The organism is Rhizobium sp. NFR12, assembly GCF_900108545.1.
Taxonomy (GTDB): Bacteria; Pseudomonadota; Alphaproteobacteria; order Rhizobiales; family Rhizobiaceae; genus Neorhizobium; species Neorhizobium soli.
In genome coordinates, this window is the sequence record NZ_FNWM01000003.1 from 126,346 (window position 1) to 153,279 (window position 26,934).

General features: G+C 61.3%; 23 protein-coding genes. 19 read left to right on the plus strand and 4 right to left on the minus strand.

Features of this window, described 5'->3' with window-relative positions; genetic code table 11:
- Positions 1-6 precede the first annotated feature (6 nt).
- Genes BLW69_RS14055 through BLW69_RS14065 form a run of 3 tightly spaced genes read left to right on the plus strand, consistent with a single transcriptional unit; the run spans position 7 to position 3,451 of the window.
- Positions 7-936 (plus strand): ABC transporter permease, encoded by a 930-nt coding sequence (locus BLW69_RS14055; RefSeq protein ID WP_092663434.1) that lies wholly within the window; start codon positions 7-9, stop codon positions 934-936.
- Complete coding sequence (locus tag BLW69_RS14060) at positions 929-2,554, plus strand: ABC transporter ATP-binding protein (protein WP_092662778.1); 1,626 nt, start codon at positions 929-931, stop codon at positions 2,552-2,554. Before BLW69_RS14055 ends, BLW69_RS14060 begins: the two co-directional genes overlap by 8 nt.
- A 15-nt stretch (positions 2,555-2,569) precedes the next feature.
- Positions 2,570-3,451, plus strand: a complete 882-nt coding sequence (locus BLW69_RS14065) for a dihydrodipicolinate synthase family protein (protein WP_092662780.1) — start codon at positions 2,570-2,572, stop codon at positions 3,449-3,451.
- 211 nt (positions 3,452-3,662) lie between these two features.
- Here the strand turns inward: BLW69_RS14065 and BLW69_RS14070 are convergent, their stop codons facing one another.
- Positions 3,663-4,562, minus strand: a complete 900-nt coding sequence (locus BLW69_RS14070) for a LysR family transcriptional regulator (RefSeq protein ID WP_092662782.1) — start codon at positions 4,560-4,562, stop codon at positions 3,663-3,665.
- Between the two features lie 115 nt (positions 4,563-4,677).
- Between BLW69_RS14070 and BLW69_RS14075 the strand changes: the two genes are divergently transcribed.
- Positions 4,678-5,850, plus strand: a complete 1,173-nt coding sequence (locus tag BLW69_RS14075; protein ID WP_092662784.1) for an L-talarate/galactarate dehydratase — start codon at positions 4,678-4,680, stop codon at positions 5,848-5,850.
- Positions 5,851-5,861: 11 nt separating this feature from the next.
- Here the strand turns inward: BLW69_RS14075 and BLW69_RS14080 are convergent, their stop codons facing one another.
- Positions 5,862-6,887, minus strand: coding sequence for a LacI family DNA-binding transcriptional regulator (locus tag BLW69_RS14080; RefSeq protein WP_092662786.1), 1,026 nt, complete (start codon positions 6,885-6,887; stop codon positions 5,862-5,864).
- Between the two features lie 240 nt (positions 6,888-7,127).
- Between BLW69_RS14080 and BLW69_RS14085 the strand changes: the two genes are divergently transcribed.
- The 9 genes from BLW69_RS14085 to BLW69_RS14125 all read left to right on the plus strand — a co-directional run bounded on the left by BLW69_RS14085 (position 7,128) and on the right by BLW69_RS14125 (position 18,865).
- Entirely contained in the window at positions 7,128-8,108 is a 981-nt protein-coding gene (locus BLW69_RS14085; RefSeq protein ID WP_092662788.1) for a Bug family tripartite tricarboxylate transporter substrate binding protein, read from the plus strand.
- A 62-nt stretch (positions 8,109-8,170) separates the two neighbouring features.
- On the plus strand, positions 8,171-8,650 hold the full coding sequence (locus BLW69_RS14090) for a tripartite tricarboxylate transporter TctB family protein (RefSeq protein WP_092662790.1): 480 nt from the start codon (positions 8,171-8,173) through the stop codon (positions 8,648-8,650).
- Positions 8,651-8,701: 51 nt separating this feature from the next.
- Entirely contained in the window at positions 8,702-10,201 is a 1,500-nt protein-coding gene (locus BLW69_RS14095) for a tripartite tricarboxylate transporter permease (RefSeq protein ID WP_162759485.1), read from the plus strand.
- Positions 10,202-10,250: 49 nt separating this feature from the next.
- The gene (araD, locus tag BLW69_RS14100) at positions 10,251-11,987 is read left to right on the plus strand and encodes an L-arabinonate dehydratase (protein WP_092662793.1); all 1,737 of its coding nucleotides are present in this window, start codon (positions 10,251-10,253) and stop codon (positions 11,985-11,987) included.
- Positions 11,988-12,007: 20 nt separating this feature from the next.
- Positions 12,008-12,718: a ribonuclease activity regulator RraA gene (locus BLW69_RS14105; RefSeq protein ID WP_092662795.1), complete on the plus strand. Its 711-nt coding sequence runs from the start codon at positions 12,008-12,010 to the stop codon at positions 12,716-12,718.
- 363 nt (positions 12,719-13,081) lie between these two features.
- Positions 13,082-15,070, plus strand: coding sequence for a BCCT family transporter (locus BLW69_RS14110; protein ID WP_092662797.1), 1,989 nt, complete (start codon positions 13,082-13,084; stop codon positions 15,068-15,070).
- A gap of 254 nt (positions 15,071-15,324) precedes the next feature.
- Positions 15,325-16,584: a DUF2254 domain-containing protein gene (locus tag BLW69_RS14115; RefSeq protein ID WP_092662799.1), complete on the plus strand. Its 1,260-nt coding sequence runs from the start codon at positions 15,325-15,327 to the stop codon at positions 16,582-16,584.
- A 164-nt stretch (positions 16,585-16,748) separates the two neighbouring features.
- Positions 16,749-18,251: a dihydrolipoyl dehydrogenase family protein gene (locus BLW69_RS14120; protein ID WP_092662801.1), complete on the plus strand. Its 1,503-nt coding sequence runs from the start codon at positions 16,749-16,751 to the stop codon at positions 18,249-18,251.
- Entirely contained in the window at positions 18,248-18,865 is a 618-nt protein-coding gene (locus tag BLW69_RS14125) for a CDP-alcohol phosphatidyltransferase family protein (protein ID WP_062463275.1), read from the plus strand. Before BLW69_RS14120 ends, BLW69_RS14125 begins: the two co-directional genes overlap by 4 nt.
- 17 nt (positions 18,866-18,882) lie before the next feature.
- On the opposite strand, the gene BLW69_RS14130 is transcribed toward BLW69_RS14125, so the two are convergent.
- Positions 18,883-19,491 carry an RNA polymerase sigma factor gene (locus tag BLW69_RS14130; protein ID WP_092662803.1) on the minus strand — a complete coding sequence of 203 codons (609 nt, stop codon included), beginning with the start codon at positions 19,489-19,491 and terminating at the stop codon, positions 18,883-18,885.
- Positions 19,492-19,645: 154 nt separating this feature from the next.
- Between BLW69_RS14130 and BLW69_RS14135 the strand changes: the two genes are divergently transcribed.
- The 6 genes from BLW69_RS14135 (at position 19,646) to BLW69_RS14160 (ending at position 25,536) form a co-directional block, all read left to right on the plus strand.
- A complete protein-coding gene (locus BLW69_RS14135) occupies positions 19,646-20,437 on the plus strand; it encodes a TVP38/TMEM64 family protein (protein WP_092663436.1) in 792 nt (263 codons plus the stop codon).
- A gap of 35 nt (positions 20,438-20,472) precedes the next feature.
- A complete protein-coding gene (locus BLW69_RS14140; RefSeq protein WP_092662804.1) occupies positions 20,473-20,718 on the plus strand; it encodes a zf-HC2 domain-containing protein in 246 nt (81 codons plus the stop codon).
- Positions 20,719-20,814: 96 nt separating this feature from the next.
- On the plus strand, positions 20,815-22,035 hold the full coding sequence (locus BLW69_RS14145; RefSeq protein ID WP_162734832.1) for an ABC transporter substrate-binding protein: 1,221 nt from the start codon (positions 20,815-20,817) through the stop codon (positions 22,033-22,035).
- Between the two features lie 42 nt (positions 22,036-22,077).
- Complete coding sequence (locus BLW69_RS14150; protein WP_092663438.1) at positions 22,078-23,766, plus strand: ABC transporter permease; 1,689 nt, start codon at positions 22,078-22,080, stop codon at positions 23,764-23,766.
- The gene (locus BLW69_RS14155) at positions 23,766-24,440 is read left to right on the plus strand and encodes an ATP-binding cassette domain-containing protein (protein ID WP_092662808.1); all 675 of its coding nucleotides are present in this window, start codon (positions 23,766-23,768) and stop codon (positions 24,438-24,440) included. The genes BLW69_RS14150 and BLW69_RS14155 overlap by 1 nt, the downstream gene beginning before the upstream one ends.
- Positions 24,433-25,536: an FAD-dependent oxidoreductase gene (locus BLW69_RS14160; RefSeq protein ID WP_092662810.1), complete on the plus strand. Its 1,104-nt coding sequence runs from the start codon at positions 24,433-24,435 to the stop codon at positions 25,534-25,536. The genes BLW69_RS14155 and BLW69_RS14160 overlap by 8 nt, the downstream gene beginning before the upstream one ends.
- 106 nt (positions 25,537-25,642) lie before the next feature.
- Here BLW69_RS14160 and BLW69_RS14165 read toward each other — a convergent pair whose 3' ends face one another.
- Entirely contained in the window at positions 25,643-26,878 is a 1,236-nt protein-coding gene (locus tag BLW69_RS14165; RefSeq protein ID WP_092663440.1) for an aminotransferase class III-fold pyridoxal phosphate-dependent enzyme, read from the minus strand.
- Positions 26,879-26,934 lie beyond the last annotated feature (56 nt).

Here is a 26,934-nt window from a genome sequence, read left to right on the forward strand (position 1 = left end):
ATGACCATGGCCGTCCCATCCCCCGCGCCCGAGAATGCCATTGCCGCCGAACCGGGCTTCTTCGTCCGCATGGCGCGTATGCTCTGGGCCGACAAGTTTGCGCTCTGCGCCGCCATCTTCCTCGTCTTCGTCATTGTCATGGCGATCATCGGACCGACCCTTCTTGATGATCTCGCCACCAAGCAGAACCTGCGCGGTCGCAATCTCGCGCCGTTCGATTTCAGCCGCGACTGGTTCATGTGGCTCGGCGCCGATGCACTGGGTCGCCCGCTCTGGCCGCGCATCATTGTCGCCACGCAGAACACGATCATGGTCGCTGCCGGCGCCGTGCTGATCTCCGCTGTCATCGGCACGCTGCTCGGTCTGATCGCCGGCTTCGCGTCGGAGCGGACGAGCCAGGTCATCATGCGTATCGCCGACGTCATCATGTCCTTCCCGTCGCTGCTGGTTGCGGTGATCGTGCTCTATATTCTGGGCTCATCGATCCTCAACCTGATGCTGGTCCTGTCGATCACCCGTATCCCGGTCTATCTGCGCACCACCCGCGCGGAGGTTCTCGAAATTAAGAGCCGCATGTTCGTGCAGGCCGCCCGCGTCATGGGCGCATCGTCCAAGCGCATACTCTTCCGCCACATCCTGCCCGTCGTCTTTCCGACGCTGATGACGCTTGCCACGCTCGATTTTGCCTATGTGATGCTGGCGGAAAGCGCGCTTTCCTTCCTCGGCATCGGCATCCAGCCGCCGGAAATCACCTGGGGCCTGATGATTGCCCAGGGGCGCCAATACCTGACCAATGCCTGGTGGCTGTCCTTCTGGCCCGGTCTTGCAATCATTCTGACCACGCTGTCGCTCAACCTTCTGTCCAACTGGCTGCGGATTGCGCTCGACCCGGTTCAGCGCTGGCGCCTGGAAATGAAAGGATCGAAACATGGCTGATCATCTTCTCGAGGTCCGCGATCTCTCCGTCGACTTTCACACCGTGTCCGGCACCGTCCACGCCGTGCGCAACATTTCCTACTATCTCGACCGTGGCGAAACGCTCGCCATCCTCGGCGAAAGCGGTTCTGGCAAATCGGTATCGTCGGCGGCGATCATGAACCTGATCGACATGCCGCCGGGCAAGATCACGTCCGGCGAGATCCTGCTCGACGGCAAGAATCTCTTGAAAATGTCGGGCGAGGCTCGCCGCGCGGTCAACGGCCGACGCATCGCCATGATCTTCCAGGATCCGCTCAGCCACCTCAACCCGGTCTATACCGTTGGCTGGCAGATGCGCGAGGCGCTGAAGACCCACGGCATCAGCACCACGCAGGCGCAGGCCGAAGCCTTGCGCCTGTTCAAGCGGGTGGCGCTGCCGGATCCTGAAGCTGCGCTCGACAAATATCCGCACGAGTTTTCCGGCGGCCAGCGTCAGCGCGTCATGATCGCCATGGCGCTGGCGCTCAAACCCGACCTGCTGATTGCCGACGAGCCGACCACTGCACTCGATGTCACCGTGCAGGCGGAGGTGCTGGCACTTTTGAAGGAGTTGCAGCGCGAGACGGGAATGGGTGTGCTGATCATCACGCACGATCTCGGCGTCGTCTCGGAAGTTGCCGATCGTGTCGTCGTGATGGAAAAGGGCCAACTTGTCGAAAGCGGCACGGTTCGCGACGTCTACCGCAACCCGCAGCACGCCTATACCAAGAAGTTGATCGCCGCCGCCCCCGGCAAGGGCGACATGCACGAGCCGGACGCACACGGCGCATCGATCCTCAGCGTCAAGGATGTCCGCAAGTTCTATGGGGGCTTCGAAGCGCTGAAGGGCGTGTCCTTCGAGCTGAAGCCGGGTGAAACCGTCGCCGTCGTTGGCGAAAGCGGGTCGGGAAAATCGACGCTTGCCCGCGTGCTGTTGCGCCTCGAAGAGCCGGATGGTGGCACCGCGCGCTGGAAGGGCAAGGACCTCTTCACGATGTCGCCGGGCGACCTGTTCAAGCTGCGCCGCGATCTGCAGATGGTCTTTCAGGACCCGACGCAGTCGCTCAATCCGCGCATGACGGTCTATCAGCTGATCTCCGAGGCCTGGGTCATCCACCCGGAAATCCTGCCCAAAGCCAAATGGCGGGAGCGTGCCGCGGAACTGCTCGATCAGGTCGGCCTGTCGCCTGAGCATATGGGGCGCTATCCGCACCAGTTTTCCGGCGGTCAGCGCCAGCGCATCGCCATTGCCCGCGCCCTTGCGCTCGAGCCGCAACTGATCGTCTGCGACGAGGCCGTGTCGGCACTCGACGTGTCTGTCCAGGCGCAGGTGATCCGGCTGCTCGACGGCTTGCGCAAGAAGATGGGCATCGCCTTTATCTTCATCGCCCACGACCTGCCGCTGGTGCGCGATTTCGCCGATTACGTGATGGTCATGCAGAAGGGCGAGGTCGTCGAGTTCGGCACGGTCGCGCAGGTCTTCGACAATCCGCAAATGCCCTATACGCAGGCACTTCTTGCCGCGAGCCTCGACCCCGACCCGGACGTGCAGGCCACAAACCGCAATGCGCGCCTCGCACGCGTTTCCCAGATTTGATCCCGGAGTAGAATAATGACCAAGAAAGCCTTCGTCGCGATCGTGACATGCTTCAACGACGACGAGACCATCAATTATGAGGCCACGCGCGCCCAGGTGCGCCGTCAGGTCGCGGCTGGCAACAACATCATGTGCGCCGGCACCAATGGCGATTTTTCGGCGCTGACCCACGGCGAAAAGATCAAGCTGCTCGAGGAAGTGGTCGACGAAGTCGGCGGCAAGGTCGATGTCATCGTCAATGCCGGCATGCCGGCCACTTTCGAAACGCTGCAGCTTGCCAAGGAATTCGACCGGATCGGCGTGACCGGCATCGCCGTCATCACGCCGTTCTTCATAGCCTGCACGCAGGATGGTCTGGTCCGCCACTTCTCGACTGTCGCTGATGCCGTCGACACGCCGGTCTATCTCTACGATATCCCAGCCCGTACCCAGAACCATATCGAGCCGGAAACCGCCCGCAAACTGGCGACCCACGGCAATATCGCGGGCATCAAGGATTCCGGCGGCGCGCAGGAGACACTGGCCGCCTATCTTCAGGTTTCCAAGGAGGTCGACGGTTTCGAAGTCTATTCCGGCCCCGACCATCTCGTGCTCTGGGCGCTGCAGAACGGCGCTGCCGGCTGCATCTCCGGTCTCGGAAACGCTATGCCTGACGTCTTGGCCGGCATCGTCGGCGGCTTCAATTCAGGCGATATCGCAGAAGCCGAACGGCAGCAGGACATCTACACCGCTTTCCGCACCGATCTCTACGCCCACGGCTTCCCGCCGGCCATGGTCAAGCGCGCGCTCTACCTGCAGGATCCCTCCGTCGGCGCCAGCCGCCAGCCGGCGCTGCTGCCAAATGCCGAGCAGGATGCCCGCATCGGCGAAACGCTGAAGACGTTCGGACTGCTGTAAGCAGCGACTGAGATATTGAAGGTCCGGACCGGAACCGTGCTCCAGTCATGCAGCGCTGACGGATCCTGATGCTGCGATCAGCTATTCTGGGGCACTCGGCCACGAAGAGTGGAGTCAGGCAGCACGAGGCCCGATTAACATCCAAGACTCGTCCGAGAACTGGATTGGCGAGAGATGGTCCTGAAATCGAGCACCGACTGCCTCTGCAGATCTAGCTGGAGAGATCACGCACTGCGGAGCTTCCAACAAGAGAGCGAATCTCCGGCAATAGGGGATTGCGGTTTTCGCTGCTCCATATGGCATGCAGTTCCGCGACGCATTCCTGCCTGAGGTCGAGCGGGCGGAAGACGACGTTGTCGTAGCATGCGTGGCGCGTTGCCGCCGGGACGATGGCGAGGCCGATGCCGGCGCTGACCAGCGACAGGATGGCCTGTGAATGGGTCATGCTCTGGACGATGTGGGGCGTGATGTTGTTGTCGGTCATCAATGCGGCGAGCTTTTCGTGCAGATAGCGGGCCTGGGGTGAGAACATGATGATCGGTTCGCCGTTCAGCGCCTCCAGCGTCGGCCTTCGCCGCGATCCCAGCGGGTGTGCCCGCGGGATGGCCAGCATCATCGGTTCCCGCACAACGCACAGGCTTTGCAATTGATGCGTGCCCGAAAGCGGGCGGGAGAAGCCGAGGTCGACATCGCCGCGATTGATCGCCTGCAACTGTTCGGCCGTTTCCATCTGTACCAGGTCGAGTTCGATCTGCGGCGTCAGCGTCCGGGCGGCTGATATGAAGTGCGGTAGAAAGCCGTAGGTTGCGGCGCCGACGAAAGCGATCCGGATGGAGCCGGCGCTGCCGCGGGCGGCGCGGCGTGTTGCCGTTATCGCTGCATCACCTTGTGCCAGAAGCTTTTGCGCTTCGGCGAGAAACGCGAGGCCCGCCGGGGTCAGCGTGACGCGCCGGCTGTTGCGCTCGAAGAGCGTCACGTCGAGTTGCTGTTCCAGCAGCCTGATCTGCCGGCTGAGTGGCGGCTGGGTCATGTTCAACTGCCTCGCGGCGCGGCTGAAATTGAGTTCCGACGCGACAGCGACGAAGGATTTCACCTGAACCATATCGAGCATCTATTCAATTCCTGTATCGCTGAGCGACAATCTTCGGTTTGGACTTAAATGGATCGGACGCGTATTCGTCAAGCAGGACGCTCCTTGCGGGCGCACGACAGGAGGAGTTGGAGACATGGACGCGCAAATGGAAAAGAAGACTGCATCGCAGGCCGCCGTTGAGGCGGATAGCATCGCCTGGATCAAGCTGTCTTCGGTCTTCCTGCCGCTGAAGACACCGATCAGTGATGCGAAGGTGCTGACCGGACGGCAACGCCCGCTCACCGAAGTGGCGTTCCTGTTTGCCGAGATCGAGACGAAAAATGGCCATTCCGGCATCGGCTTCAGCTATTCCAAGCGCGCCGGAGGACCTGGCCAGTACGAGCATGCCAAGGAAATCGCCAATGTGCTGATCGGTGAGGATCCGAACGATATCGGCAAGTTGTGGAATAAGCTGTGCTGGGCGGGGGCATCGGTTGGGCGCAGCGGGCTTGCGGTGCAGGCGATCGCGGCCTTCGACGTGGCCCTGTGGGACCTCAAGGCCAAGCGCGCCGGACTGCCCCTCGCAAAGCTGCTGGGCGCGCATCGCGATAGCGTCCAGTGTTACAATACCTCTGGTGGGTTTCTCTCTTCTCCGATCGAGGAGGTTCTCGAGAATGTCGAACAGTCGATTGCCGACGGTATCGGCGGTATCAAGATCAAGGTGGGCCAGCCCGACCTAGCACTCGACCTCAAGCGAGTTGCTGCCGTGCACGAGCGTATCGGCGAGCGGGCGGCGATGATGGTCGATGCCAACCAGCAATGGGACCGCCCGACCGCCATGCGCTTCGGCCGCCTGATGGAGCCCTATCACCTGACCTGGATCGAAGAGCCGCTGGATGCCTATGACGTCGAGGGGCATGCGGCACTTGCAGCCCAGTTCGATACGCCCATCGCCACCGGTGAGATGCTCACAAGTGTGCTGGAGCATGTGGCACTGATCCAGAACAATTCGGTCGATTTCATCCAGCCGGACGCCCCGCGAGTGGGCGGCATCACACCGTTTCTGAAGATCTGTGCGCTGGCCGAGACAAAGAAACTCCAGCTCGCCCCGCATTTCGCCATGGAGATCCATCTGCATCTTGCCGCAGCCTACGAGCTGGAGCCGTGGGTGGAGCATTTCGACTGGCTCGATCCGCTGTTCAACGAACGGCTCGAGATCAGAGATGGGCGCATGCTGGTACCAAACCGTCCGGGCCTCGGGATCACGCTTTCGGAACAGGCTGCCCACTGGACACGCGGCACGGCGGAGTTCGGCAAGCGGGCCTGAGGCACTGAGACTCAGGCGGTTCCACGGACAACGATGTGAAAATCGATATTGATCATCGCTTCCACATCCTTGCCGCCAGCAATCTTTCTTAGGATCGACTGGGCCGCTTTGGTTCCGATATCGCGGCGATCGATGCGCACGGTGGTCAGCGGCGGGTGGGTGTGAGGCGCAAAGTCGAAATCACCGAACCCGACAATGGCGAGTTCGTCCGGCATGCGGCATCCGCGGGCGTAAGCTTCCGCCAGTGCCCCGTGGGCAACCACGTCCGACGAGCAGAAGACCCCGAGAGTTCCCTTTCCGCGATCGAGAAGCTGTGCCATCGCCAGCCTTCCGTCGCGGAAGGTGGAGGGCGAATTCATTTCCAGGTCCGGCAGCTCGACATCGGCGACGCCCTTGAGGCGGCTGACGAAACCGTCGCGGCGCTGGACGGCGCGCGGATCGTTGGCGCCGACCTGTGCGTAACGGTCATATCCCCGGATGAGAAGATGGTCGGCAACCAGTGCACCGACGGCGGCATGCGAAAACCCGACGGCGGTATCGAGTGGCGAAGGTGTCGAATCCCAGATCTCGACGATTGGCAGGCCGGCGCCCGTCAGCATCGCGCGGGTTTCCTTGAGATGTGTGATGCCGGTAAGGATCACGCCATCGGGCCGGCGGGCAAGAATGGCGCGGGTCAGTTCCAGTTCGCGCGCTGGCTCATAGCCGGAAAGGCCGAGCAGCAGCTGATAACCGGCAGAGACCAGTTCGGCATTGAGGCCCTCGATTGTTTCGGCAAAGATGGTGCTGGCAACAGAGGGAACGATCGCGGCGATGAGCCTTGTCCTTCGGGAGGCGAGGCCGCCCGCGAGAAGATTGGGCACATAGCCCGTCCTCGCAATGACTTTCTCGATCGTCTCCAGCGTCCGCGGTTTGACCAGAGCGGGCGTGTTGATAGCACGCGACACGGTGACAGGCGAGACCCCTGCGAGCTTCGCGATATCGGCAAGTGTCACCGGGCTGTTGCTCGTCATGCGCTTGATATTGAAATCGTCTGTCATCGTGAGTGTCCCCGTCAAAATGAGTTACGCTTTCATTTCAGAACTAATCAAGTGGGCGTGGAGAAAATCCTGCTGCTAGAAGCACAAAGCATTGATTTAAAAAACTTTAAAAATTTGCCTTGGAGGTTGCGGTCGTGGATTTTGGCGATAGAATGAAAGCGCTACCATTTCTTCGGGAGGAGGGTTTCGAAGAGTGGTTAAATGGGACCGGCCAGATGCCGGATAAGTGGAGGAAGTAATATGAACCTCAAGCGTTTCATGACGTTGGCGGCCGCTACGGCCGTGATTTCAGCAGTCGGCATGACGGCTGGCCGTGCGCAGGACTATCCGACCAAGACCGTGACCGTCGTCGTTCCCTTTGCGGCCGGCGGCAATACCGACACATTCGGCCGCCTCGTCGCGGAAGAACTCGACAAGCGGTTGGGCCAGCGTTTCATTGTTGAGAACAAGCCAGGCGCCGGCGGCAATATCGGCCTTGGCGATCTCGCCCGCTCCAAGCCGGATGGCTACACGATCGGCATGGGCACAGTCAGCTCGAACGCGATCAACCAGACACTTTACAAAAACCTCCCTTACGACCGGGAAAAGGGCTTTGCGCCGATTTCGCTGATCGCCAGCCTGCCGAACGTGCTCGTCGTCAACCCGGACAAGATCAAGGCGAACACTGTCGAGGAACTCGTCGCGTTCCTGAAAACGGAGCCGGGCAAACATACCTACGCTTCGTCAGGTGTCGGCACATCGATTCACCTTGCAGGTGAGCTGCTCGCGACAAAGACCGGCATCAAGATCACGCATGTCCCCTACAAGGGTAGCAGCCAGGCCATCCTGGACGTTGTCGCCGGACATGTGGATATGATGTTCGACAATATTCCCACTGCCGCCCAGCAGGTAAAGGCCGGCAAGGTGAAGGCGCTGGCCGTCACCAGCCTGGAAAAGGCCAATCTGCTCGCTGACGTGCCGACCATGGCAAGCGTCATCCCAGGCTTTGAGGCGACCTCCTGGCACGGGCTCTTTGCTCCTCCCGGCACGCCGCCGGAAATCGTCGAAAAGCTCAGCAAGGAAGTGCAGGCGATCGTTGCCGATCCCGCGATGAAGGCAAAGCTCGAAGCGATGGGCGTGACACCTGTCGGCAATACGTCGGCCGAGTTCCAGGCCTTCATCGACAAGGAAACGGCGAAGTGGGCCGAAGTCATCAAGGCCGCCAACGTGCCGCTGCAGTGAGACAATCTGCCGGCCGGGTCTAGTCTCCGGCCGGCACATCTTTCACACCTGAGTATCAAGCCATGCTGAAAATTAGAAACGGCCGCGACTTCGTCGGCGGCGTGACGATGATTTGCGCCGGACTTCTGTTCATCTGGTTCGGCCGCGAGCTCGCAGTCGGCACCTCGTTTCAGATGGGCCCCGGCTATTTCCCGATCATGCTGAGCCTGCTCCTGATCGGGATCGGTGGGCTGATCATCGTGCAGGCACTGATGGTCGGCGTCGAGGCGAGCGAGCCGGAGGTCTGGAACTGGAAGGCCTATGCCCTGGTGATTGCGGCGCCGGTCGGCTTCGGCCTGTTGCTCTCGGGCCTTGGTCTTGCGCCTACGATGTTCCTCATGATCGTCGGGGTGGCGACCGCAAGCCGATACGCCAACTGGCGGCACTCGATCCTGCTCGGGCTGTTTCTCGCGGTCTGTTCCTCTCTGCTTTTCACAAAACTCCTTTCGCTTCCTGTCAGCGCCTTCGGCCCATGGATTCCCTTCATCGGCGAACTCATCTGACGCCCGCATCTGATGCCTTAGCGCAGCCGACGAAACCGGATTGGATTGCATATGGATCTCTTTTCTAACCTCTGGCTCGGCGCGTCGACCGCCTTCATGCCGATGAACCTGTTCTACGGTTTTGTCGGCTGTCTGTTGGGCACCGCGATCGGCGTGCTGCCGGGCCTCGGCCCGACGGCAACGATCGCCATGCTTTTGCCGATCACCTTCGGACTTCCGCCGGAATCGGCCCTCATCATGCTGGCCGGCATTTTCTACGGTGCCCAGTATGGCGGCTCGACGACGGCGGTGCTCATCAACCTTCCCGGCGAAAGTTCGTCCGTCGTCACTGCGATCGACGGTTACCAAATGGCCCGAAACGGCCGCGCCGGACCAGCGCTTGCAACCGCAGCGCTCGGATCCTTCTTCGCCGGCACGGTCGCGACGATCCTGCTTGCGGTCGCAGCACCGCCGCTTGCTGCCGTCGCCCTCAATTTCGGGCCTGCGGAATATTTCTCGCTGATGGTTCTCGGCCTTGTCGCGTCCGTGGCGCTTGCCAGCGGATCACTGCTCAAGGCATTCGCGATGATCGTGTTCGGACTGATCCTCGGCACGGTCGGGACGGATGTCGAGAGCGGAACGCCCCGCTACGTCTTCGACATTCCGGAACTCTATGACGGACTGAATTTCGTCGCCGTCAGCATGGGCATATTCGGTATCTGCGAGATCCTGCGCAATCTGGAAAGCGAGCAGGAACGCTCGGTCGGCGTCAAGAAGGTAACCGGCCTGATGCTGACCAAGGAGGATTTCAAGCGGATCATCGCGCCGGTTCTGCGGGGAACGGCACTCGGTTCCTTCCTTGGCGTGCTGCCGGGTGGCGGGGCGATGCTTGCGTCGTTTGCCTCTTACGCCGTGGAAAAACGGATCTCTCCGAACCGGGCCGAATTCGGCAAAGGGGCGATCGAGGGTGTGGCTGCGCCGGAAGCGGCCAACAATGCCGGCGCGCAGACCTCGTTCATCCCGATGTTGACGCTCGGCATTCCCGGCAACCCGGTGATGGCGCTGATGGTGGGCGCAATGATCATCCAGGGCATCACGCCCGGCCCAAATGTCATCTCCGACGAGCCGGAACTGTTCTGGGGCATGATCGTCTCGATGTGGTCGGGCAATCTGATGCTTGTGATCCTCAACCTGCCGCTGATCGGGCTCTGGGTGCGGATGCTGACGGTCCCCTATCATTTGCTGTTTCCGGCCATCATCGGCTTCTGCTGCATCGGCGCCTACAGCATCAACAACAGCGTGTTCGACGTCTTCGTCATGGCAGGTTTCACCGTCGTCGGTTTCGCGCTTAGCAAGATGCGCTTCGAGCCGGCACCGCTTTTGCTGGGTTTCATTCTCGGACCGATGCTGGAGGAGAACCTGCGTCGCGCGATGCTGATCAGCCAAGGCGATCCGTCGATCTTCGTGCGCAGCCCGCTCAGCCTGTCGCTGCTGATCTTCGCCGTCGCCGTCCTCGCGCTCGTTCTGGCGCCGAGCATCAGCCGCAAACGCGAAGAGGCGTTTACCGAATAAGCGATCGTCTTGATCTTGGAAGAGTGCCCTCGCGGCACGGGAGTTTGGAATGGCAGGCAGGAAGACTTACGAAGAACTACGCTCGGCGCGCTGGATGATGCCGGATGATCAGCGGTCGTTCGGACATCGGTCGCGAACGATGCAGATGGGCTATGCCCCGGAGGATTGGGAAGGCCGGCCGATCATCGCGATCATCAACACCTGGTCGGATGCGCAGCCCTGCCACATGCATTTTCGTGAGCGTGTGGAATGGGTAAAGCGCGGCGTGCTGCAGGCGGGCGGGTTCCCGATGGAGCTGCCGGCGCTGTCGCTTTCTGAAAATTTCGTCAAGCCGACCACGATGCTTTACCGCAACATGCTGGCCATGGAGACGGAAGAGCTTCTCCGCTCGCACCCCGTCGACGGCGCCGTGCTGATGGGCGGCTGTGACAAGACAACGCCGGGCCTGGTGATGGGCGCGGTATCGATGGGCGTTCCCTTCATCTACCTACCGGCCGGCCCGATGCTGCGCGGCAATTATGCCGGCAAGGCGCTGGGCTCCGGCACGGACGGGTTCAAATACTGGGACGAGCGACGGGCCGGCACGATCTCCAAGGAGGAATGGCAGGGGATCGAGGGCGGTATCGCCCGAAGCTATGGGCACTGCATGACGATGGGCACGGCCTCCACGATGACGGCGATTGCCGAAGGCATGGGGCTGACGCTGCCGAACGCCTCTTCCATTCCGGCTGCAGATGCCAACCACCAGCGCATGTCGGCCACCTGCGGGAGGCGGATCGTCGAGATGGTGTGGGAGGATCTGACGCCGGACAAGGTGATCACACAGGCTGCCGTGAACAATGCCGTGACGATCGCGATGGCGACGGGGTGTTCGACCAATGCGATCATTCACCTGATCGCCATGGCGCGCCGGGCCGGCATTCCGCTCGAACTCGACGACCTTGACCGGATCGGCCGCACCACGCCCGTCATTGCCAATATCCGCCCATCCGGCAGCACCTATCTGATGGAAGACTTCTTTTATGCCGGCGGCCTGAGGGCACTGATGAAGCAACTGGGCGACAAGCTCGATCCGACGGCGATCACCGTCACCGGCCTGCCGCTGACCGAAGGGCTGGATCAGGTGAAGATCTACAACGAGGACGTCATTCGGCCGCTCGACAATCCGGTCTATCATGAAGGGTCTCTCGCCGTGCTGAAGGGCAACCTTTGCCCGGATGGAGCGGTGATCAAGCCCGCCGCCTGCGATCCGAAATTTCACAAGCACCGCGGCCCGGCACTGGTGGCAAACAGCTATGCCGAATTGAAGACGATCATCGACGACCCGGATTATCCGCTGACGCCGGAAACCGTGCTGGTCCTCCGCAATGCCGGGCCTCAAGGCGGGCCGGGCATGCCGGAATGGGGCATGATCCCGATGCCGAAGGCGCTTCTGAAGCTCGGCCTGCGCGATATGGTGCGGATTTCCGATGCCCGCATGTCGGGCACGAGTTTCGGCGCCTGCGTGTTGCATGCCTCGCCAGAAGCCTTCGTCGGCGGTCCGCTGGCGCTGCTGAAGACTGGTGACATGGTGGAACTCGATATTCCGGCACGCAGCCTCAACATGCTGGTCGCGGGCGAAGAGCTCGACGCGCGTCGCGCCGCCTGGGTGGCGCCGGAGCCGCGCTATGAACGGGGCTACGGCTTCATGTTCACCAAACATATCGAGCAGGCCGACAAGGGCTGCGACTTCGACTTCCTGAAGACGGACTTCGGCGCCAAGGTGACCGAGCCGGCGATCAATTGAGCAAGCATCAAGGAGAAACTATGAACCCCGCAACCCGTGACAAACTGATGGGCGTCTCCGTCGCGACGCTCTGCTCGGCGCTCTACAAGCGTGGCCTCAGGAACCAGACGATCCAGGACGTGCGGCCGGTCAAGCCAAAGGGTCGCAATATGGTCGGGCCCGCTTTCACGCTGCGCTACATGCCGGCGCGCGAGGACCGCAATCCCATGACGGTGTTCCGCAACCCGCAGCATCCGCAGCGCCACGCGATCGAGACCTGCCCTCAGGGCCATGTGCTTGTGATGGACAGCCGAAAGGATGCGCGTGCAGCGTCCGCCGGCGATATCCTCATTACCCGCCTGATGGTGCGCGGCGGGGCAGGCGTCGTGACCGATGGCGGCTTTCGTGACGCAATGGTGATCGGCGAACTGGACATTCCCGCCTATCATCACCGACCCTCCAGCCCGACAAACCTCACCCTGCACGAAGCGATCGACATCAACGTGCCGATCGGCTGCGGCGACGTCGCCGTATTCCCGGGCGATATCGTGGTCGGCGACGACGACAGTGTCATCATCATCCCGCTGGAAATCGCCGACGACATCGCAGACGAGGCGGTCGAGATGACGGCCTACGAGGATTTTGCCGCCGAACGTGTCAAGGCCGGTTACACGATCATTGGCCTGTATCCCGCCACGGACGAGAACAATTTGTCGATCTTCGCCGAATGGAGAAAGTCGAATGGTCGGTGAGGGGATGGAGGTCGGGGTCCAGGGTGACGGTCGGCCAAGACCTCTGGAGATGGCGCTTGCGAAGCTATTTTGCCCTATCACGATGATCGGTGGTTGCCGCGCGTTTCAACGCCTCACCGGAGGCCGACATACGCTGTTCGCGAGTAACGACGGCCAAGCTGGAGCACGATTGCAAACTTCGGTCTCGTATCATGTCTCGCCGTCATGGTCGAAGAATGGACATTTGCGATAGGCATCGGCTTGCGTCGTCATTGTGGACTTTTCAGGAGCGCCGCCTAGTTTCCATGAAAAGCGGCCGGATTGGGGCGGGATCGTCCGTTCCCATAATCCGCAAGTCGGAGCGCAGGAGGACAAATCCGCGGTATGAAAAGTTTTGTCATCAACCCCCCGGTTTTCTACGGCTCAGTCATCGTCATCGGTCTGTTTCTGGTGGTCGGCATCGCCATACCCGGGCAAGCGGGCGCTTTTTTTGGCGCCGTGCAGGCATCGATCCTCGGCGCGTTCGGCTGGTTCTATCTGCTTTCCGTCGGCATATTTCTCGCATCCGTCCTGCTGCTCTGTTTCGGCCGCTTCGGACAGCTCAAGCTTGGTCCGGATGATTCCGTTCCCGATTTCCGCTTTCTGTCGTGGATCGCCATGCTGTTTGCCGCCGGCATGGGGATCGGCCTGATGTTCTACGCCGTCGGTGAGCCGATGACGCATTTCATGGCGCCGCCGACGGCCGAGCCGCGTTCGGTCGCAGCCATGCGCGAAGCAATGACCGTGACCTTCTTCCATTGGGGGATCCACGCCTGGGCAATCTACGCCGTTGTCGGCCTGTCGCTCGCCTATTTCGGCTATCGCTACAACCTGCCGCTGACGATCCGTTCCGGCCTCTATCCGATTCTCAAAAACCGTATCGATGGTCCGATCGGTCACGCGGTGGATATCTTTGCGATTGTCGGCACGATGTTTGGGATCGCCACGTCGCTCGGTGTCGGCGTCTCGCAGATCAATGCGGGTCTCAACCATCTTCTCGGCGTTCCGATCGGCATCGCTGTGCAGTTGCCGTTGATCGCAGTCGTGACCGCGATGGCGACAGTGTCGGTCGTGACCGGCCTCGACAAGGGCGTCCGCATCCTGTCGGAAACCAACCTTATCGTTGCCATCCTGTTGATGATATTCGTTCTCGTGGTTGGTCCGACCAGCCTGTTGTTTCGGGATTTCGTGCAGAACCTCGGTCTCTATTTCGACACGCTGGTCCTGCGCACATTCAACATCTACGCCTATGAGCCGACGCCCTGGGTTGATGCCTGGACCTTGTTCTACTGGGCCTGGTGGATTTCCTGGTCGCCCTTCGTCGGCATGTTCATCGCCCGCATTTCCCGCGGCAGAACCGTGCGGGAATTCGTCGTCGCCGTCCTCTTTATTCCCGCCGGGTTCACCTTTTTCTGGATGACGGTGTTTGGCAATACGGCGATGTTTATCGATACCGGCATCGCCAACGGCGCTCTCGGCGCGGCTATCGCCAATGACGTCTCAGTCGGTCTGTTCCGGTTCTTCGAGTATCTGCCGCTGCCGGCAATTACCTCGACGCTCGCGGTTCTGCTGGTGTCAATCTTCTTCATCACCTCGGCAGATTCGGGTGCGCTTGTCGTGGACTCCATTGCAGCCGGCGGCGAGACGAACACGACAACAGGACAGCGGGTTTTCTGGTGCGTTATGGAGGGTTTCGTGGCGGGGTGCCTGCTGCTCGCCGGTGGCCTGACGGCGCTGCAATCTGCCACTGTCGCCAGCGCGCTGCCGTTTGCCGTGATCATGCTCGGTCTTGTCCTTTCGCTGTATCTGGGCATGCGAGAGGACCTTGCACAGCGCGATGCGCACAACGGCGCCACCCTTCCGGCTGCCCAGCCGGCATCCGGGCAGACCTGGCAGCGGAGACTGGCCCTGATGCTGGCCACCGCGACCGAAGCCGATGTCCGTCGCTTCATCGACACGCATGTGCGTCCAGCCCTTGATCAGGTCGCGCAGGAACTGACCTCCAGGGGACGGCATGCGCAGGTGGTCGATGACACGGACGGGGCGATCGTCCTGCGCTCACCCGCACAAGATGTTCGTGACTTTGTCTACGGTGTCACACCCACACGGCAGCGCGTCGCGAGTTTTACGCCTGTGCGGGCCGGAGAGCCTGAGTTTCGCTTTGAGGCGCGGACCTATTTCTCAAGCGGCAATCGCGGGTATGACGTGATGGGGATGTCGCGCGATCAACTCATCAGCGACGTCCTGGCGCAGTTCGAACGCTATCTGCACCTGGTGCATTCGCCGGAGTTTCAGCTGGTCCACAGTGCTCCAGAACATCCATCTGGAATCTAGCTGTTATGGGGGGCGGCCTCGTTGCAAGGCGCGCCTGTTACCATAATAGGTCCGACGCTCATCGTAGCGGAAGGCGGTCTGTTCGCAGACGCTTGATCAGAGGTCCCGCTACGTGGGTTGAGATCCAAAGCGGACACCAACTGTCGCGGCAGACTGACGGGCGACCTGATTAATCCCAACTTGGCAGGCAAAGGCGTACACCTGAGACGTCGACAAGAGACGGCCCGCGATGAGCCAGAAGAGTGAGAATACCGATGACGTCACGCTGGGTTTGGCTTTTGTCGAAACTGGTCCGGAAAATCTGGTTTCGGGCAAGTCTGTTTTCCATCCTTGCCATTATCACCGCACTTGTCGCCATCGTCGCCAGTCCGTTCATTCCGGGTGATCTTCCCACGAAGATTGGCGCTGACGCTGTCGATAATATACTAGGCATCATTGCCTCAAGTATGCTGACAGTCACGACATTCTCTCTCAGCACGATGGTGTCGGCCTATTCGGCTGCAACCAGCAACGTCACGCCCCGCGCGACCACGCTGGTCATGGAGGACAGCACGACGCAAAACGTGCTCGCGACCTTCATCGGCTCCTTCCTCTTCAGTCTTGTCGGGATCATCGCGTTGAGCACCGGCGCCTACGGCGACCGCGGTCGCGTCGTTCTCTTTGTTGTGACAGTTGCCGTGATTGTGCTGATTGTCGTCACGCTCTTGCGTTGGATCGACCACCTTTCCAGGCTCGGGCGTGTCACAGAAACGACCGAGAGAGTGGAAAAGGTCACCATAGAGGCGATGCGGTCCCGGCGTAAGCAACCGTATCTCGGCGGAAGCCGGTTAAGCGCTGCAGAGACCATTCCGGCCACGGCGAGACCGGTCTTTGTCGATCGGATAGGGTATGTGCAGCACCTTGATACCGGCGCCCTTTCCGGCATCGCAACCGACGCGAAAGCGCAGATATACATTCACATGATTCCGGGTCAGTTTGTTGATCCGTCGACGCCGGTTGCGTGGATCGACGGCGCCGATGACGCCGAGGAGACAACGGCAATCTCCCGCTGTTTCACGGTGGGCGATACCAGGTCCTATGATCAGGACCCGCGATTTGGCGCTGCAGTTCTGTCGGAGATTGCGTCTCGCGCCCTTTCGGCGGCCACCAACGATCCCGGTACCGCGATCGATGTTCTCACGCGGACAGTGCGCGTTCTGGCTGTCTGGAACGAAACGACAGGGGAGGATGAGCATGAAGTGCCGTATCCAAATGTCTACGTGCCGGCGATCAGCCTTGACGAACTGTTTGATGATCTCTTCACACCGATCGCGCGGGACGGCGCCGGCGTTGTCGAAGTCGGGCTGAGATTGCAGAAAGTGCTGCGAATTCTCGCGACGTTTGAACATGATCGCTATCGCGACAATGCCATACGCCACTCGAGGGAGGCCCTTGAGCGGGCCAAACATGGACTGACCTTGCCGGCGGATTTCGAGCGCGTGAAAGCCGCGGCAGAGGCGGTTGGGGGATTGTAGCTGCGGTTGTTCAAGCGTGACGAGCGAAGCCAGCATCGCGTAATAGCGCTGTTCTGAAGGGAAAATCCATTCATCACAGGAAATCTTGATGAAGCCTTGTAACAATGTGGATTCCTGCGCGTCTTCCTGAAGCAACGTCTATTGCGGGTGGAAAGACGAAATCTATGGACCAGAACGAGGGCTTTTCCCGATCCACCTGGACGCGGCCGAAGCGTTTCGATCGCAACCTGGTGGTCATTGGCGCCGGATCCGCTGGGCTGGTGTCGGCCTATATCGCTGCCGCCGCCAAGGCGAAGGTGACGCTGGTCGAGGCGAACAAGATGGGCGGCGATTGCCTGAACTATGGCTGCGTCCCTTCGAAGGCCCTGATCAAGAGCGCAAAGGTGGCGCACCAGATGCGCCATGCGGACCATTATGGCCTGGAGCCGGTCGAGCCGAAGGTGCCTTTTTCTGCGGTGATGGAGCGGATCCACAAGGTGATCGCCGAAATCGAGCCGCATGACAGCGTCGAACGCTATACGGGGCTCGGCGTCGACGTCCTGCAAGGCTACGCAAAGCTGATCGATCCCTGGACGGTGGAAATTTCCCTGAACGAAGGCGGCACGCAGCGTCTGACGACGCGCGCGATCATCATTGCGACCGGCGCCCGGGCCTTTGTGCCCCCGATACCGGGCCTCGCCGAAATTGGTTATCTCACATCCGATACCATGTGGGAGCGGCTCCGCGATCGCCCTTCTGTGGCGCAGAGGCTCGTCGTTTTGGGCGGAGGGCCGATCGGCTGCGAGCTGGCGCAGAGTTTTGCTCGACTTGGCTCCGAGGTCACGCAGATCCAGATGGCACCACGGCTGATGATGCGTGAGGACGATGATGCGGCCAGGGTCGTCGAAGCCTCGATGAAGGCGGACGGCGTCAATGTGCTGACGAGCCACAAGGCGGTCGCCTGTGGGGCGGATGGCGGTGAAAAATGGATCGAGGTCGAAAAGGACGGGGCTAGGTTCCGCATCGGCTTCGACGAGATCATCGTCGCGGTCGGACGCGCCCCGCGGCTGAAGGGGTTCGGGCTCGAGGATCTCGGCATTAAGGTCGATCGTGTGGTGGAGACCAACGAATACCTCCAGACCCTTCATCCGAACATTCTCGCCGCCGGCGATGTGGCAGGGCCCTACCAGTTTACCCATGTCGCCGGACATCAGGCCTGGTTTGCCGCTGTCAATGCGCTGTTCGGTGATCTCAAGCGCTTCAAGGCTGATTACTCAGTCATTCCGTGGGCGACCTTCACCGATCCAGAAGTGGCGCGGGTGGGCTTGTCCGAGACCGAGGCAAAGGAGACGAAGATACCGCATGAGGTCACGCGTTTTGGCTTGGACGATCTCGATCGCGCGATCGCCGATGGGGCCGCCCGTGGCTTCGTCAAGGTGCTGACGGTGCCGGGCAAGGACAAGATCCTGGGTGCAACGATTGTCGGCGAGCATGCCGGCGACCTGCTGGCGGAATTCGTCTTCGCCATGAAACATGGCCATGGGCTCGGCAAGATCCTCGGCACGATCCACATTTACCCGACGCTCGCAGAGGCCAACAAGCTGGTGGCCGGTCAGTGGCGCCGCAATCACATCAACGGGTTTCTGCTCTCGCTGCTTGAACGCTTCCAGACCTGGAGGCGCGGATGATCGACGCCAAGATCCTGCCGCTGCAGAAGGCAGCTCTGCAGCCCATCGCTGCGTTTCTGGCCCATCGCGGGGTTCGTGCAGATCAGATCAGCCTCGTTGGTTTCATGGGCGGGCTCGGCGCCTTTGCCGCGCTTTGCCTCGGCTACTTTTGGGTGGCGCTTCTGCTGATCCTTGTGAACCGGGCGCTGGACGGGCTCGATGGTGCGGTTGCCCGCCTGCATGGTCCGACGGATCGTGGCGCGTATCTCGACATCGCGCTCGACATGGTCTTCTACGCGCTGATCCCGCTCGGTTTCGCGGTTGCGGTGCCCGAGATCAATGCGCTGCCCGCAGCGGTGCTGATCGTGTCCTTCGTCGGCACAGGCTCGTCCTTCCTCGCTTTCTCGGCAGTTGCGGCGAAACTCGGCCGCGAGGCCCCGGAATTTCCCACCAAGGGCATCTACTACGCTGGCGGTCTCGCCGAAGGCTTCGAGACGATCGCGGTCTTCATCGCCATGTGCCTCTTGCCTTGGCATTTCCCGCTGATTGCCTATGGATTTGCCGCGCTTTGCGGGGTGACGACCGTCATCCGCTGGCGCCAGGGCTGGGTCGCCTTTTCCGGAGATGATCGATGAGCCACGCCGTGTCCCTCTCAGAGATCCGCATTCAGCCGGTCAAGCGCGTTGCGCACCGTCAGCCGCGCTCGGTGCAGAAGTACCCGCATATTGCCCTCGGAAATGTCGAGAAGGGTGCAGACCTCCGCCGGATCGAGCTCCTGCTGGCCGCGCAGGATCAGCACCGCGCGCTGCGCCTGCGGCAGCGTTTCGATGACGGCTTCCACATTCTGCAGAACGCTTCGACCCTCGACATGGCGTTCCGGCGTCAGATTTTCCCAAAGTGCGGGCATGGTGCGCCAGTGGCCGCGCCCGTCGAACGCGTCGTTGAGGGTGCCGTCGACACCAAAATCGTCGAAGGACACCGTGCGGCCTTCGCGTCTGGCGCGGCTGCGCGCCTTGTTGATCAGGATAGTGTAGATCCAGCTTGCAAGCGATCCGCGCCCTTCGAAGAGATCGATGCGGTCGAGCACTGTTACCCAGGTGTCCTGCGCGACGTCTTCCGCGATGACACGCGAGCGTACGATGCCGTTGCAAAGGCGGATCATCGCAGCATTGTGCCGACGATAAAGCAACTCGAACGCTGCCGCATCCCCCTCGACGAGACGCAGCGCCAGAGCCCGATCATCACAATCAACCTGCGCCATGCTGCCCCCAGCCTCAGCTCAGGCATCATTAGCAAAACAATCGCCTTTAAAGTCCAGCCGCATTCGATCCTATCAAGCCATAGTGACCATGGGGGATCAGTCGCGCCTGAACATCCGATCTCACAAGGCGCGCCGCAGCTTCACGGAAACCGCCATGATTGACAGCCGTTCCCCACAACACAGCGGGCCGCCGGATGACGAGCCCGCCACCTCTAAAGGCCCCGTCCGCAAAGGTAGCGTGTGGCGCTACACGCCCGTGGTCCTCGTCATCACCGGCCTCGCACTCGGCTATGTCTTCGGCCTGCAGGACTATCTCAGCCTCACGTTTCTTGCCGAACAACGGCAGGCTTTGAGGAGTTACGTCGACACCAATGTCCTCTGGTCGGCGGTCATCTTCCTGCTCGTCTATACCGCGGCCGTCGCCTTCTCGTTTCCGGCAGCGTCCGTGCTGACCATCTTCGGTGGTTTCCTCTTCGGCTGGATGATCGGGGGGGCGCTGGTGGCCGTTGGTGCCACGGTCGGTGCGGCGATCCTGTTCCTCGCCACGCGCTCGGCCTTCGGCGATTTTCTGCGCCACCGGGTTGATGGCGTCATCAAGAAAATGGCGGACGGTTTCCGGGAGAATGCCTTCGGCTATCTCTTCGTCATCCGTCTCGCTCCGGTCTTTCCCTTCTTCGTCGTCAATATCGCTGCTGCCCTGTTCGACATCAGCCTCGGGCGTTTCATAGCCGCCACGTTCTTCGGCATCCTGCCCGGCACTTTCGCCTATGCCTATCTCGGCCAGGGAGTTGACAGTGTGCTGGTCGCCGCGCAGGCGAGCGGAAGGCAAGCGCAGATTTCGGATCTCGTGACGCGCGATATCACGCTCGCCTTCTTCGCGCTGGCGCTGGTGGCGCTGATCCCGACGCTCGTGCGGCAGATCGCCAAGCGCAGGAGTTCGCAATGAGCGTTCACTTTACCACATCCGGGGAGGGCTGAGCCATGTTTCGATGCAATGAAGTGGTCGAGCGCGCCAGCCTTCTGATCGACGGCGATCTCGGCTTCTGGCCGCGGCTCAACATCAGGCTACATCTGGCGATTTGCCGGGGATGCCGGGCCTTCGTCGAACAAATGCGCATTACCCATGAGCTGACTGCAATGGCGGGCGCCACGTTTGATTCGGAGCCAAGCGAGGAGATTGCGGCCGCGCTCGCGCGACGACAAATGGGTCCCGGCAAGAAAGCATGAAACCCGGCGCATCTCGAAGACGTAATTCAAACAGGAGCCGCAGCGCGTCAGCGTCAGGCGGTCGACTTTCAGGGAGTAGGGCACAGAATGCGATTGATGACAGGGATTTTCGCCGCCGCTTTGATGGCAGCCACAAGTAGCTTTCCGGCGAAAGCCGCCGGCCCCGAGCTTTCCGACTGGGCAGCCGTCGAGAAGGCAGCAACCGGCCAGACGGTCTATTTCAACGCCTGGGGCGGCTCGGAAAACATCAACGCCTATCTCGAATGGGTGGGCGCCGAGATGCAGTCACGCTACGGGGTGAGCGTGGTGCAGGTGAAGCTCGAGGATACCGCAAGCGCGGTCGCCAAGGTGATCGCCGAGAAAGCCGCCGGCAAGAATGACGGCGGCTCGGTCGATCTCATCTGGATCAACGGCGAAAACTTCGTCTCGATGAAGCAGCAAGGGCTGCTCCTCACCCCCGGCTGGGCAAGCTCGCTGCCCAACTGGGCCTATGTCGATGTCGAAAACCAGCCGACCATCCTCACAGATTTCACCGAGCCGACAGAGGGCCTTGAAAGCCCCTGGGGTGGCGCGAAGATGGTTTTCTTCCATGACAGCGCGCGCACCGAAGCCTTCGCCATGCCGGACAACGCGACTGCGCTTCTCGATTGGGCGAAGAAGAACCCAGGCCGGTTTTCCTATCCGGCCCCACCGGACTTCAGCGGCTCGTCCTTTCTGAAACAGGTTTTGAGCGAGGTGATCGCCGACCCCTCCAAACTGGCGAAGCCGGTCAGCGAAGAGACTTTTAACGCTGATGTCGAGCCGCTCTTTGCCTATCTCGACCAGTTGCATCCGGCAGCCTGGCGTTCGGGCAAGACATTCCCGCAGAACTATTCGGATATGAAACAGAAGCTGGCCGACGGCGAACTGGACATCATCTTCGCCTTCAATCCGTCGGAAGCCTCTGCCGGGATCAAGGCCGGCGAACTGCCCCAGACCGTGCGCTCCTTCACCTTCTCCAAAGGCACGCTCGGCAACACCCATTTCGTCGCCATCCCCTACAATGCCAATGCGAAGGAGGGGGCGCTGGTGACGGCGAACTTCCTCATCTCGCCTGAAGCGCAGCTTCGCAAGCAGGACCCGACTTATTGGGGTGATCCGACCGTTCTCGCCATGTCAAAACTGCCGGAGCCGGATCGTGCCGCCTTCAAAGCGCTCGACCTCGGCGCAGCCACCCTTGCGCCGGACAAGCTCGGCCCCGTGATTGCCGAGCCGCATGCGAGCTGGATGGAGCGCATCGAGGTCGAATGGCGCCGGCGCTACGCCAGCGGAAACTGAGCTGTGACAGCCCAGGCGACCGATCGCTCCTTTTTGAACGGAATGACCGCACTTCTTCCGAGGAGTGCGGTTGCCGTCACGCTTAGCCTTCTGGTCCTGCCGATCACTTTCGGGCTCCTCGGCACGTTGCTGCCGGCCTTCGGCTATCTGCCCGCACTCGGCGGACATGACCTCAGCCTGCAACCCTTTCGAGATCTTGCGGCGACACCGGGTCTGCCAACAGCGGCAGTCTTGAGTGTAGCAACCGGCCTCGCCGCCACCCTGATTTCTCTCGGCATCACGCTGATCTTCGTTGCGAGTTACGCCGGCACACCGACGCTGTCACGCCTGCAGCATCTGCTGTCGCCTCTCCTGGCCGTGCCCCATGCGGCGGCCGCTTTCGGGCTCGCCTTCCTGATCGCGCCATCGGGTTTCCTTATTCGCCTCGTCGCGCCTCTCTTTGGCATTGATCGGCCGCCGGACATTCTTATCCCGCATGACCCGATGGGGCTGACGATGATCGCGGGCCTCGTGATCAAGGAAACACCGTTCCTGTTTCTGGTCACGTTGGCGGCCCTGCCGCAGGTGGAGCTTTCCGCTGCGCGAAGGCTTGCAGCCTCCTTCGGTTATGGGCGTATTGCGGGCTTCGTCTACCTGCTCTGGCCGTCGCTTTACCGGCAGATCCGTTTTGCCGTCTATGCCGTCATCGCCTACTCGTCCTCGGTCGTGGATGTGGCGCTGATCCTTGGTCCCAACCTGCCCGGCACGCTCGCGACCCGGCTCGTCCAGTGGATGAACGATCCGGATCTGTCCGTGCGTTTCCTCGCCTCGGCCGGTGCCGTCCTGCAACTGGGCGTCACCCTGGCAGGATTGCTCTTGTGGTTGATGCTGGAGCGGGTCGCTGCGGTCCTGCTCCGCGCATCGCGGGACAGGGGATGGCGGTTCGTTCGCGACCAGTTGCTGCGCCGCGCGTCGATCCTGGTCGTCGGCCTGATCGGCGGAGCCGTCTTCGCAGGCCTCGCCATTCTGGCCATCTGGTCTGTCGCCGGTCTTTGGCAGTTTCCCGATATCCTGCCGCAGAGTTTTACGCCGAGGAGCTGGATGAGTGCCTTGCCGCGCATTGGCGATCCGCTCGTAACGACACTGGTGACAGGTCTCGCCTCGACGCTGCTGGCCATCCTGCTGACCGTCGGCTGCCTGGAGCGGGAGATTCAGACGGGACGCCGCGTGAGCCAGAAGGCGCTGTTGATGCTCTACCTGCCGCTGATCGTGCCGCAGATCACCTTCGTTTTCGGCCTGCAGCTGCTTTTCATCGGTAGTGGTGGCGGCGATTACAGGCTGACAGCCCTCGTGCTCGTGCACCTGGTCTTTGTGCTGCCTTATGTCTTTCTCTCGCTCGCCGATCCCTGGCGCGCGCTCGATCGTCGCTACGAGATCATTGCGACAGCACTCGGCCGGTCACGGCTGTCGGTGCTCGTGTCGATCCGCCTGCCCATGCTGGTCCGTCCGATCCTGACAGCACTTGCCCTTGGCTTTGCCGTCTCGGTTGGGCAGTATCTGCCAACCCTCCTGATCGGGGAGGGGCGGCTCTCGACCATCACCACGGAGGCCGTCGCTCTAGCCTCCGGCAACAACCGCCGTGTCATCGGAGTCTATGCCCTGCTGCAGACCATCCTGCCTTTCCTCGCCTTCGTGCTCTTCGCGCTGATCCCCGCAGCGCTCCACCGCAACCGCCGGGATATGAGGGTCTGATGATCATCCAGCGACAGCCGACCAATGGCCTCTCCCTCTCGAATGTGTTGATCCGTCTGGGTGATGTCAGCCTGATTGCGCTGACCGCGGACGTTCCTCCCGGTTCAGTCGTCACCGTCATGGGACCTTCGGGATCGGGCAAATCCACCTTGCTGTCCTTCATCGGCGGGTTTCTCGATCCTGTATTCGACGCCAAAGGGACCGTCTTTGTCGATGGTGTCGATCTCCTGTCGCTGGAGCCGCAAGCCCGTCGCGCCGGGATCCTGTTCCAGGACCCGCTGCTCTTCCCGCATATGTCTGTTGGCGCCAATGTCGCCTTCGCCATTCCGGCAGATGTGCGAGATCGCCGCCAACGCCGGCAGATCGCGGCAGACATTCTCGCCGACATGAACCTTGCAGATTTTGCGGATCGGGACCCGGCCACGCTCTCCGGCGGGCAAAAGGGCAGGGTGGCGCTTGCTCGCGTTCTCGTCTCCCGGCCGAGATTGCTGCTTCTCGACGAGCCCTTCTCCAAGCTCGATATGGAGTTGCGCGCCCAGATGCGAACCCTCGTGTTCGAGCGTGCAAGAACCGCCGGCCTGCCGGTCATTCTTGTCACCCATGACGAAGCGGATGCCGAGGCCGCTGGCGGTCCCGTTCATCGTATTGGCATGAAGGGAGCAGCTCATGACTGAGGCGAACGCGAAAATCCCGGTCGTGCTTCTCGGTGGTGGCCACGCCCATGTCGAGGTGGTGCGCCTGTTGGGGCAGATGGGTCTCGGCGCGCAGATCACGCTGGTTTCGCCATCGCGCTATGCGCCTTACTCCGGCATGCTTCCGGGCCATATCTCGGGGGAATACGGTTTCGACGATTTCCACATCGATCTGGCGACCTTGTGCGCGCGCGCTGGCGGCGCCTTTGCCGAAACCACGGCGACCGCTATCGACCCGGAACGCCGGGTGGTCTCAGTCGCGAGCGGCCAAAACCTCGGCTACGGGCTGCTCTCGATCGATATCGGCTCCACCCCTATACTGCCCGACGGCATATCGGCCGGCATCTCCGTAAAGCCGATCGCAAGCTTTGCCGATCGCCTTGCCCGGCTCGATGCGCAGGCCCCAGAAGGACGGCTCTCAACGATCGCGGTCGTAGGGCAGGGGGTGGCAGGCGTGGAGGTCGCCTTTGCGCTCAGACGCCGGTTTGCCGGACGAGACATCCGCATAACCCTCGTCGGACGGGCAGCGGAGCTGGTTCCGGAGCGCAGTCGGCGGGCGCGGCATTTGTTGGAGCGGGAATTGCGAAGGGCGGCCATCGCCCACCACCCCGCGTTCGATGTCGTCGCTTTCCACGACGCTGAGCTCGTCGCCCGCGACGGTCGGCGACTTGCGGTGAACGAGGTCATCTGGACGACGTCGAGCGGCGCCCCAGCCTTCTTGCGCAAGACCGGCCTTCTCCTCGACCGAAGCGGTTTCATTTGCGTGGACGAAACGTTGCGATCCCTGTCGCATCCGGATGTCTTCGCCGCCGGCGACGTCGCATCTCTGCCGAGCCCCCGTCCAAAGGCCGGCGTGTTTGCCGTGCGGCAAGGACCGGTTCTGGCCGAGAACATCCTCCGCAGCCTCTGCGGAGAAGCCCCGCTTTCTTATCAACCGCAACGGCAGTGGCTGGCACTGATCTCTCTCGCCGACGGGCGGGCCATTGCCGACAAGTGGAACATAGCCGTGGCCGGCCGCTGGGTGGCCAATTGGAAGCATCGCATCGACAGCCGCTTCATGCGGAAATATCAGGAGTGAAGCGGCCGCCTTATAGCTATTTCTCGAAGCGAGCCCATTCTGGTTGATCGTTCAGTGCGCCTCGAGCGAGCTGTAACCGTTGCAACGCCGCATGAGGCGCGTCGAGCTAATTCGGAGCAGTCTTGGCAACAGTTGCAAATCCGTGCTCGGCGGCTTCGAGAGCGACGGCGATGTCAGCTTCCGTATGGGCCGCGCAAAGGAACATGTTGTGCCGCGGATGGAAATAGACGCCCTTGGCAAGGGTTGCGTTACAGAACGCATATCCTTTCGCGAAGTCGGCGTCGTCGTCAAACAGAACGGTCGGCATCTGCGCGGGGCCTGACTGACGGATCGATAGACCGAACTGGCGTGAACGTGTTTCCAGACCATCGCGCAGCATTTGACCAAGCCGTGCAATCTTGTCCGGGACGTTGTCGCGGCGGACCACCTTCAGCGTTGCAAGAGCGGCAGCCATCGACACGGCACCAGCCCAGAATGAGCCCGTGACGAACACCTGCGAGGCCGCCTTGCGCAGCCAGTCACTGCCGGTCACCGCCGAAAGGGCGTAACCGTTGGCGATTGCCTTGCTCCAGGCGGAAAGATCGGGACTGACGCCAAGCGGCTCCCAGCTGCCGGCCGTATGAAGACGGAAACCGGTGCGAACCTCGTCGAGGATAACGGCCGCACCTTTGGCGTCGGCGAGCCGTCTTACGGCTCTGGCAAAATCCTGAGTGGGCAGTTCCTGATCAAAACTCATGTCGTGGCGATAGGCCGAGACGACGATCGCGGCAATGTCGTCACCAGCTTCATTGACCGCATCTTCGAGCGATTCAATATCATTGAACGTGTAGTAGGCGAGGTGAGCACGATCTTCTGCCGTTACGCCGATGAGCGACGGAGAGCACCAGGGAACTGCGCCGTGATAGGCGCCCTTGGCGACAAGGATTTTCCGCTTACCGGTCGCCGCGCGAGCAACAGTGACGCAGGTTGTAGTCGCGTCGGTGCCGTTCTTCTGGAACATTGTCCAGTCGGCGTGGGAAATAGTATCCACTACGAGTTCGGCCAGTTCGACCATGACTTCAGCTGGTCCGTTGAGGCAATCACCCATGCGCCTCTGGCGTTCGGCCGCCTCCTCGACTTCGGGATGCTTGTGACCCAGGAGATTGGGACCCCAACTGCACATGAAGTCAACATAGCGGTTGCCATCGACATCCCAAAGCAGGCCACCTTCACCGTGGCTGAAAAACTGCGGATATCTGTCCGGCAGCTTTGCAGCATTCAGGTGTCCCCACATTCCACCAGGAACGACTTTTTGTGCACGTGCGCGCAACGCGGCGTCTTGCATCCTGACCAGCTCTAACATCGAAAACTCCATCTGATAATTTGATATATCATATATGTCGGTGGCAAACAATATTT

Bases quoted from the DNA above. Each gene is read 5' to 3' on its own strand.
- BLW69_RS14055 (WP_092663434.1), top strand. From the start codon at position 7: ATGGCCGTCCCATCCCCCGCGCCCGAGAATGCCATTGCCGCCGAACCG.
- BLW69_RS14060 (WP_092662778.1), top strand. From the start codon at position 929: ATGGCTGATCATCTTCTCGAGGTCCGCGATCTCTCCGTCGACTTTCAC.
- BLW69_RS14065 (WP_092662780.1), top strand. From the start codon at position 2,570: ATGACCAAGAAAGCCTTCGTCGCGATCGTGACATGCTTCAACGACGAC.
- BLW69_RS14070 (WP_092662782.1), bottom strand. From the start codon at position 4,562: ATGCTCGATATGGTTCAGGTGAAATCCTTCGTCGCTGTCGCGTCGGAA.
- BLW69_RS14075 (WP_092662784.1), top strand. From the start codon at position 4,678: ATGGACGCGCAAATGGAAAAGAAGACTGCATCGCAGGCCGCCGTTGAG.
- BLW69_RS14080 (WP_092662786.1), bottom strand. From the start codon at position 6,887: ATGACAGACGATTTCAATATCAAGCGCATGACGAGCAACAGCCCGGTG.
- BLW69_RS14085 (WP_092662788.1), top strand. From the start codon at position 7,128: ATGAACCTCAAGCGTTTCATGACGTTGGCGGCCGCTACGGCCGTGATT.
- BLW69_RS14090 (WP_092662790.1), top strand. From the start codon at position 8,171: ATGCTGAAAATTAGAAACGGCCGCGACTTCGTCGGCGGCGTGACGATG.
- BLW69_RS14095 (WP_162759485.1), top strand. From the start codon at position 8,702: ATGGATCTCTTTTCTAACCTCTGGCTCGGCGCGTCGACCGCCTTCATG.
- araD (WP_092662793.1), top strand. From the start codon at position 10,251: ATGGCAGGCAGGAAGACTTACGAAGAACTACGCTCGGCGCGCTGGATG.
- BLW69_RS14105 (WP_092662795.1), top strand. From the start codon at position 12,008: ATGAACCCCGCAACCCGTGACAAACTGATGGGCGTCTCCGTCGCGACG.
- BLW69_RS14110 (WP_092662797.1), top strand. From the start codon at position 13,082: ATGAAAAGTTTTGTCATCAACCCCCCGGTTTTCTACGGCTCAGTCATC.
- BLW69_RS14115 (WP_092662799.1), top strand. From the start codon at position 15,325: ATGACGTCACGCTGGGTTTGGCTTTTGTCGAAACTGGTCCGGAAAATC.
- BLW69_RS14120 (WP_092662801.1), top strand. From the start codon at position 16,749: ATGGACCAGAACGAGGGCTTTTCCCGATCCACCTGGACGCGGCCGAAG.
- BLW69_RS14125 (WP_062463275.1), top strand. From the start codon at position 18,248: ATGATCGACGCCAAGATCCTGCCGCTGCAGAAGGCAGCTCTGCAGCCC.
- BLW69_RS14130 (WP_092662803.1), bottom strand. From the start codon at position 19,491: ATGGCGCAGGTTGATTGTGATGATCGGGCTCTGGCGCTGCGTCTCGTC.
- BLW69_RS14135 (WP_092663436.1), top strand. From the start codon at position 19,646: ATGATTGACAGCCGTTCCCCACAACACAGCGGGCCGCCGGATGACGAG.
- BLW69_RS14140 (WP_092662804.1), top strand. From the start codon at position 20,473: ATGTTTCGATGCAATGAAGTGGTCGAGCGCGCCAGCCTTCTGATCGAC.
- BLW69_RS14145 (WP_162734832.1), top strand. From the start codon at position 20,815: ATGACAGGGATTTTCGCCGCCGCTTTGATGGCAGCCACAAGTAGCTTT.
- BLW69_RS14150 (WP_092663438.1), top strand. From the start codon at position 22,078: ATGACCGCACTTCTTCCGAGGAGTGCGGTTGCCGTCACGCTTAGCCTT.
- BLW69_RS14155 (WP_092662808.1), top strand. From the start codon at position 23,766: ATGATCATCCAGCGACAGCCGACCAATGGCCTCTCCCTCTCGAATGTG.
- BLW69_RS14160 (WP_092662810.1), top strand. From the start codon at position 24,433: ATGACTGAGGCGAACGCGAAAATCCCGGTCGTGCTTCTCGGTGGTGGC.
- BLW69_RS14165 (WP_092663440.1), bottom strand. From the start codon at position 26,878: ATGTTAGAGCTGGTCAGGATGCAAGACGCCGCGTTGCGCGCACGTGCA.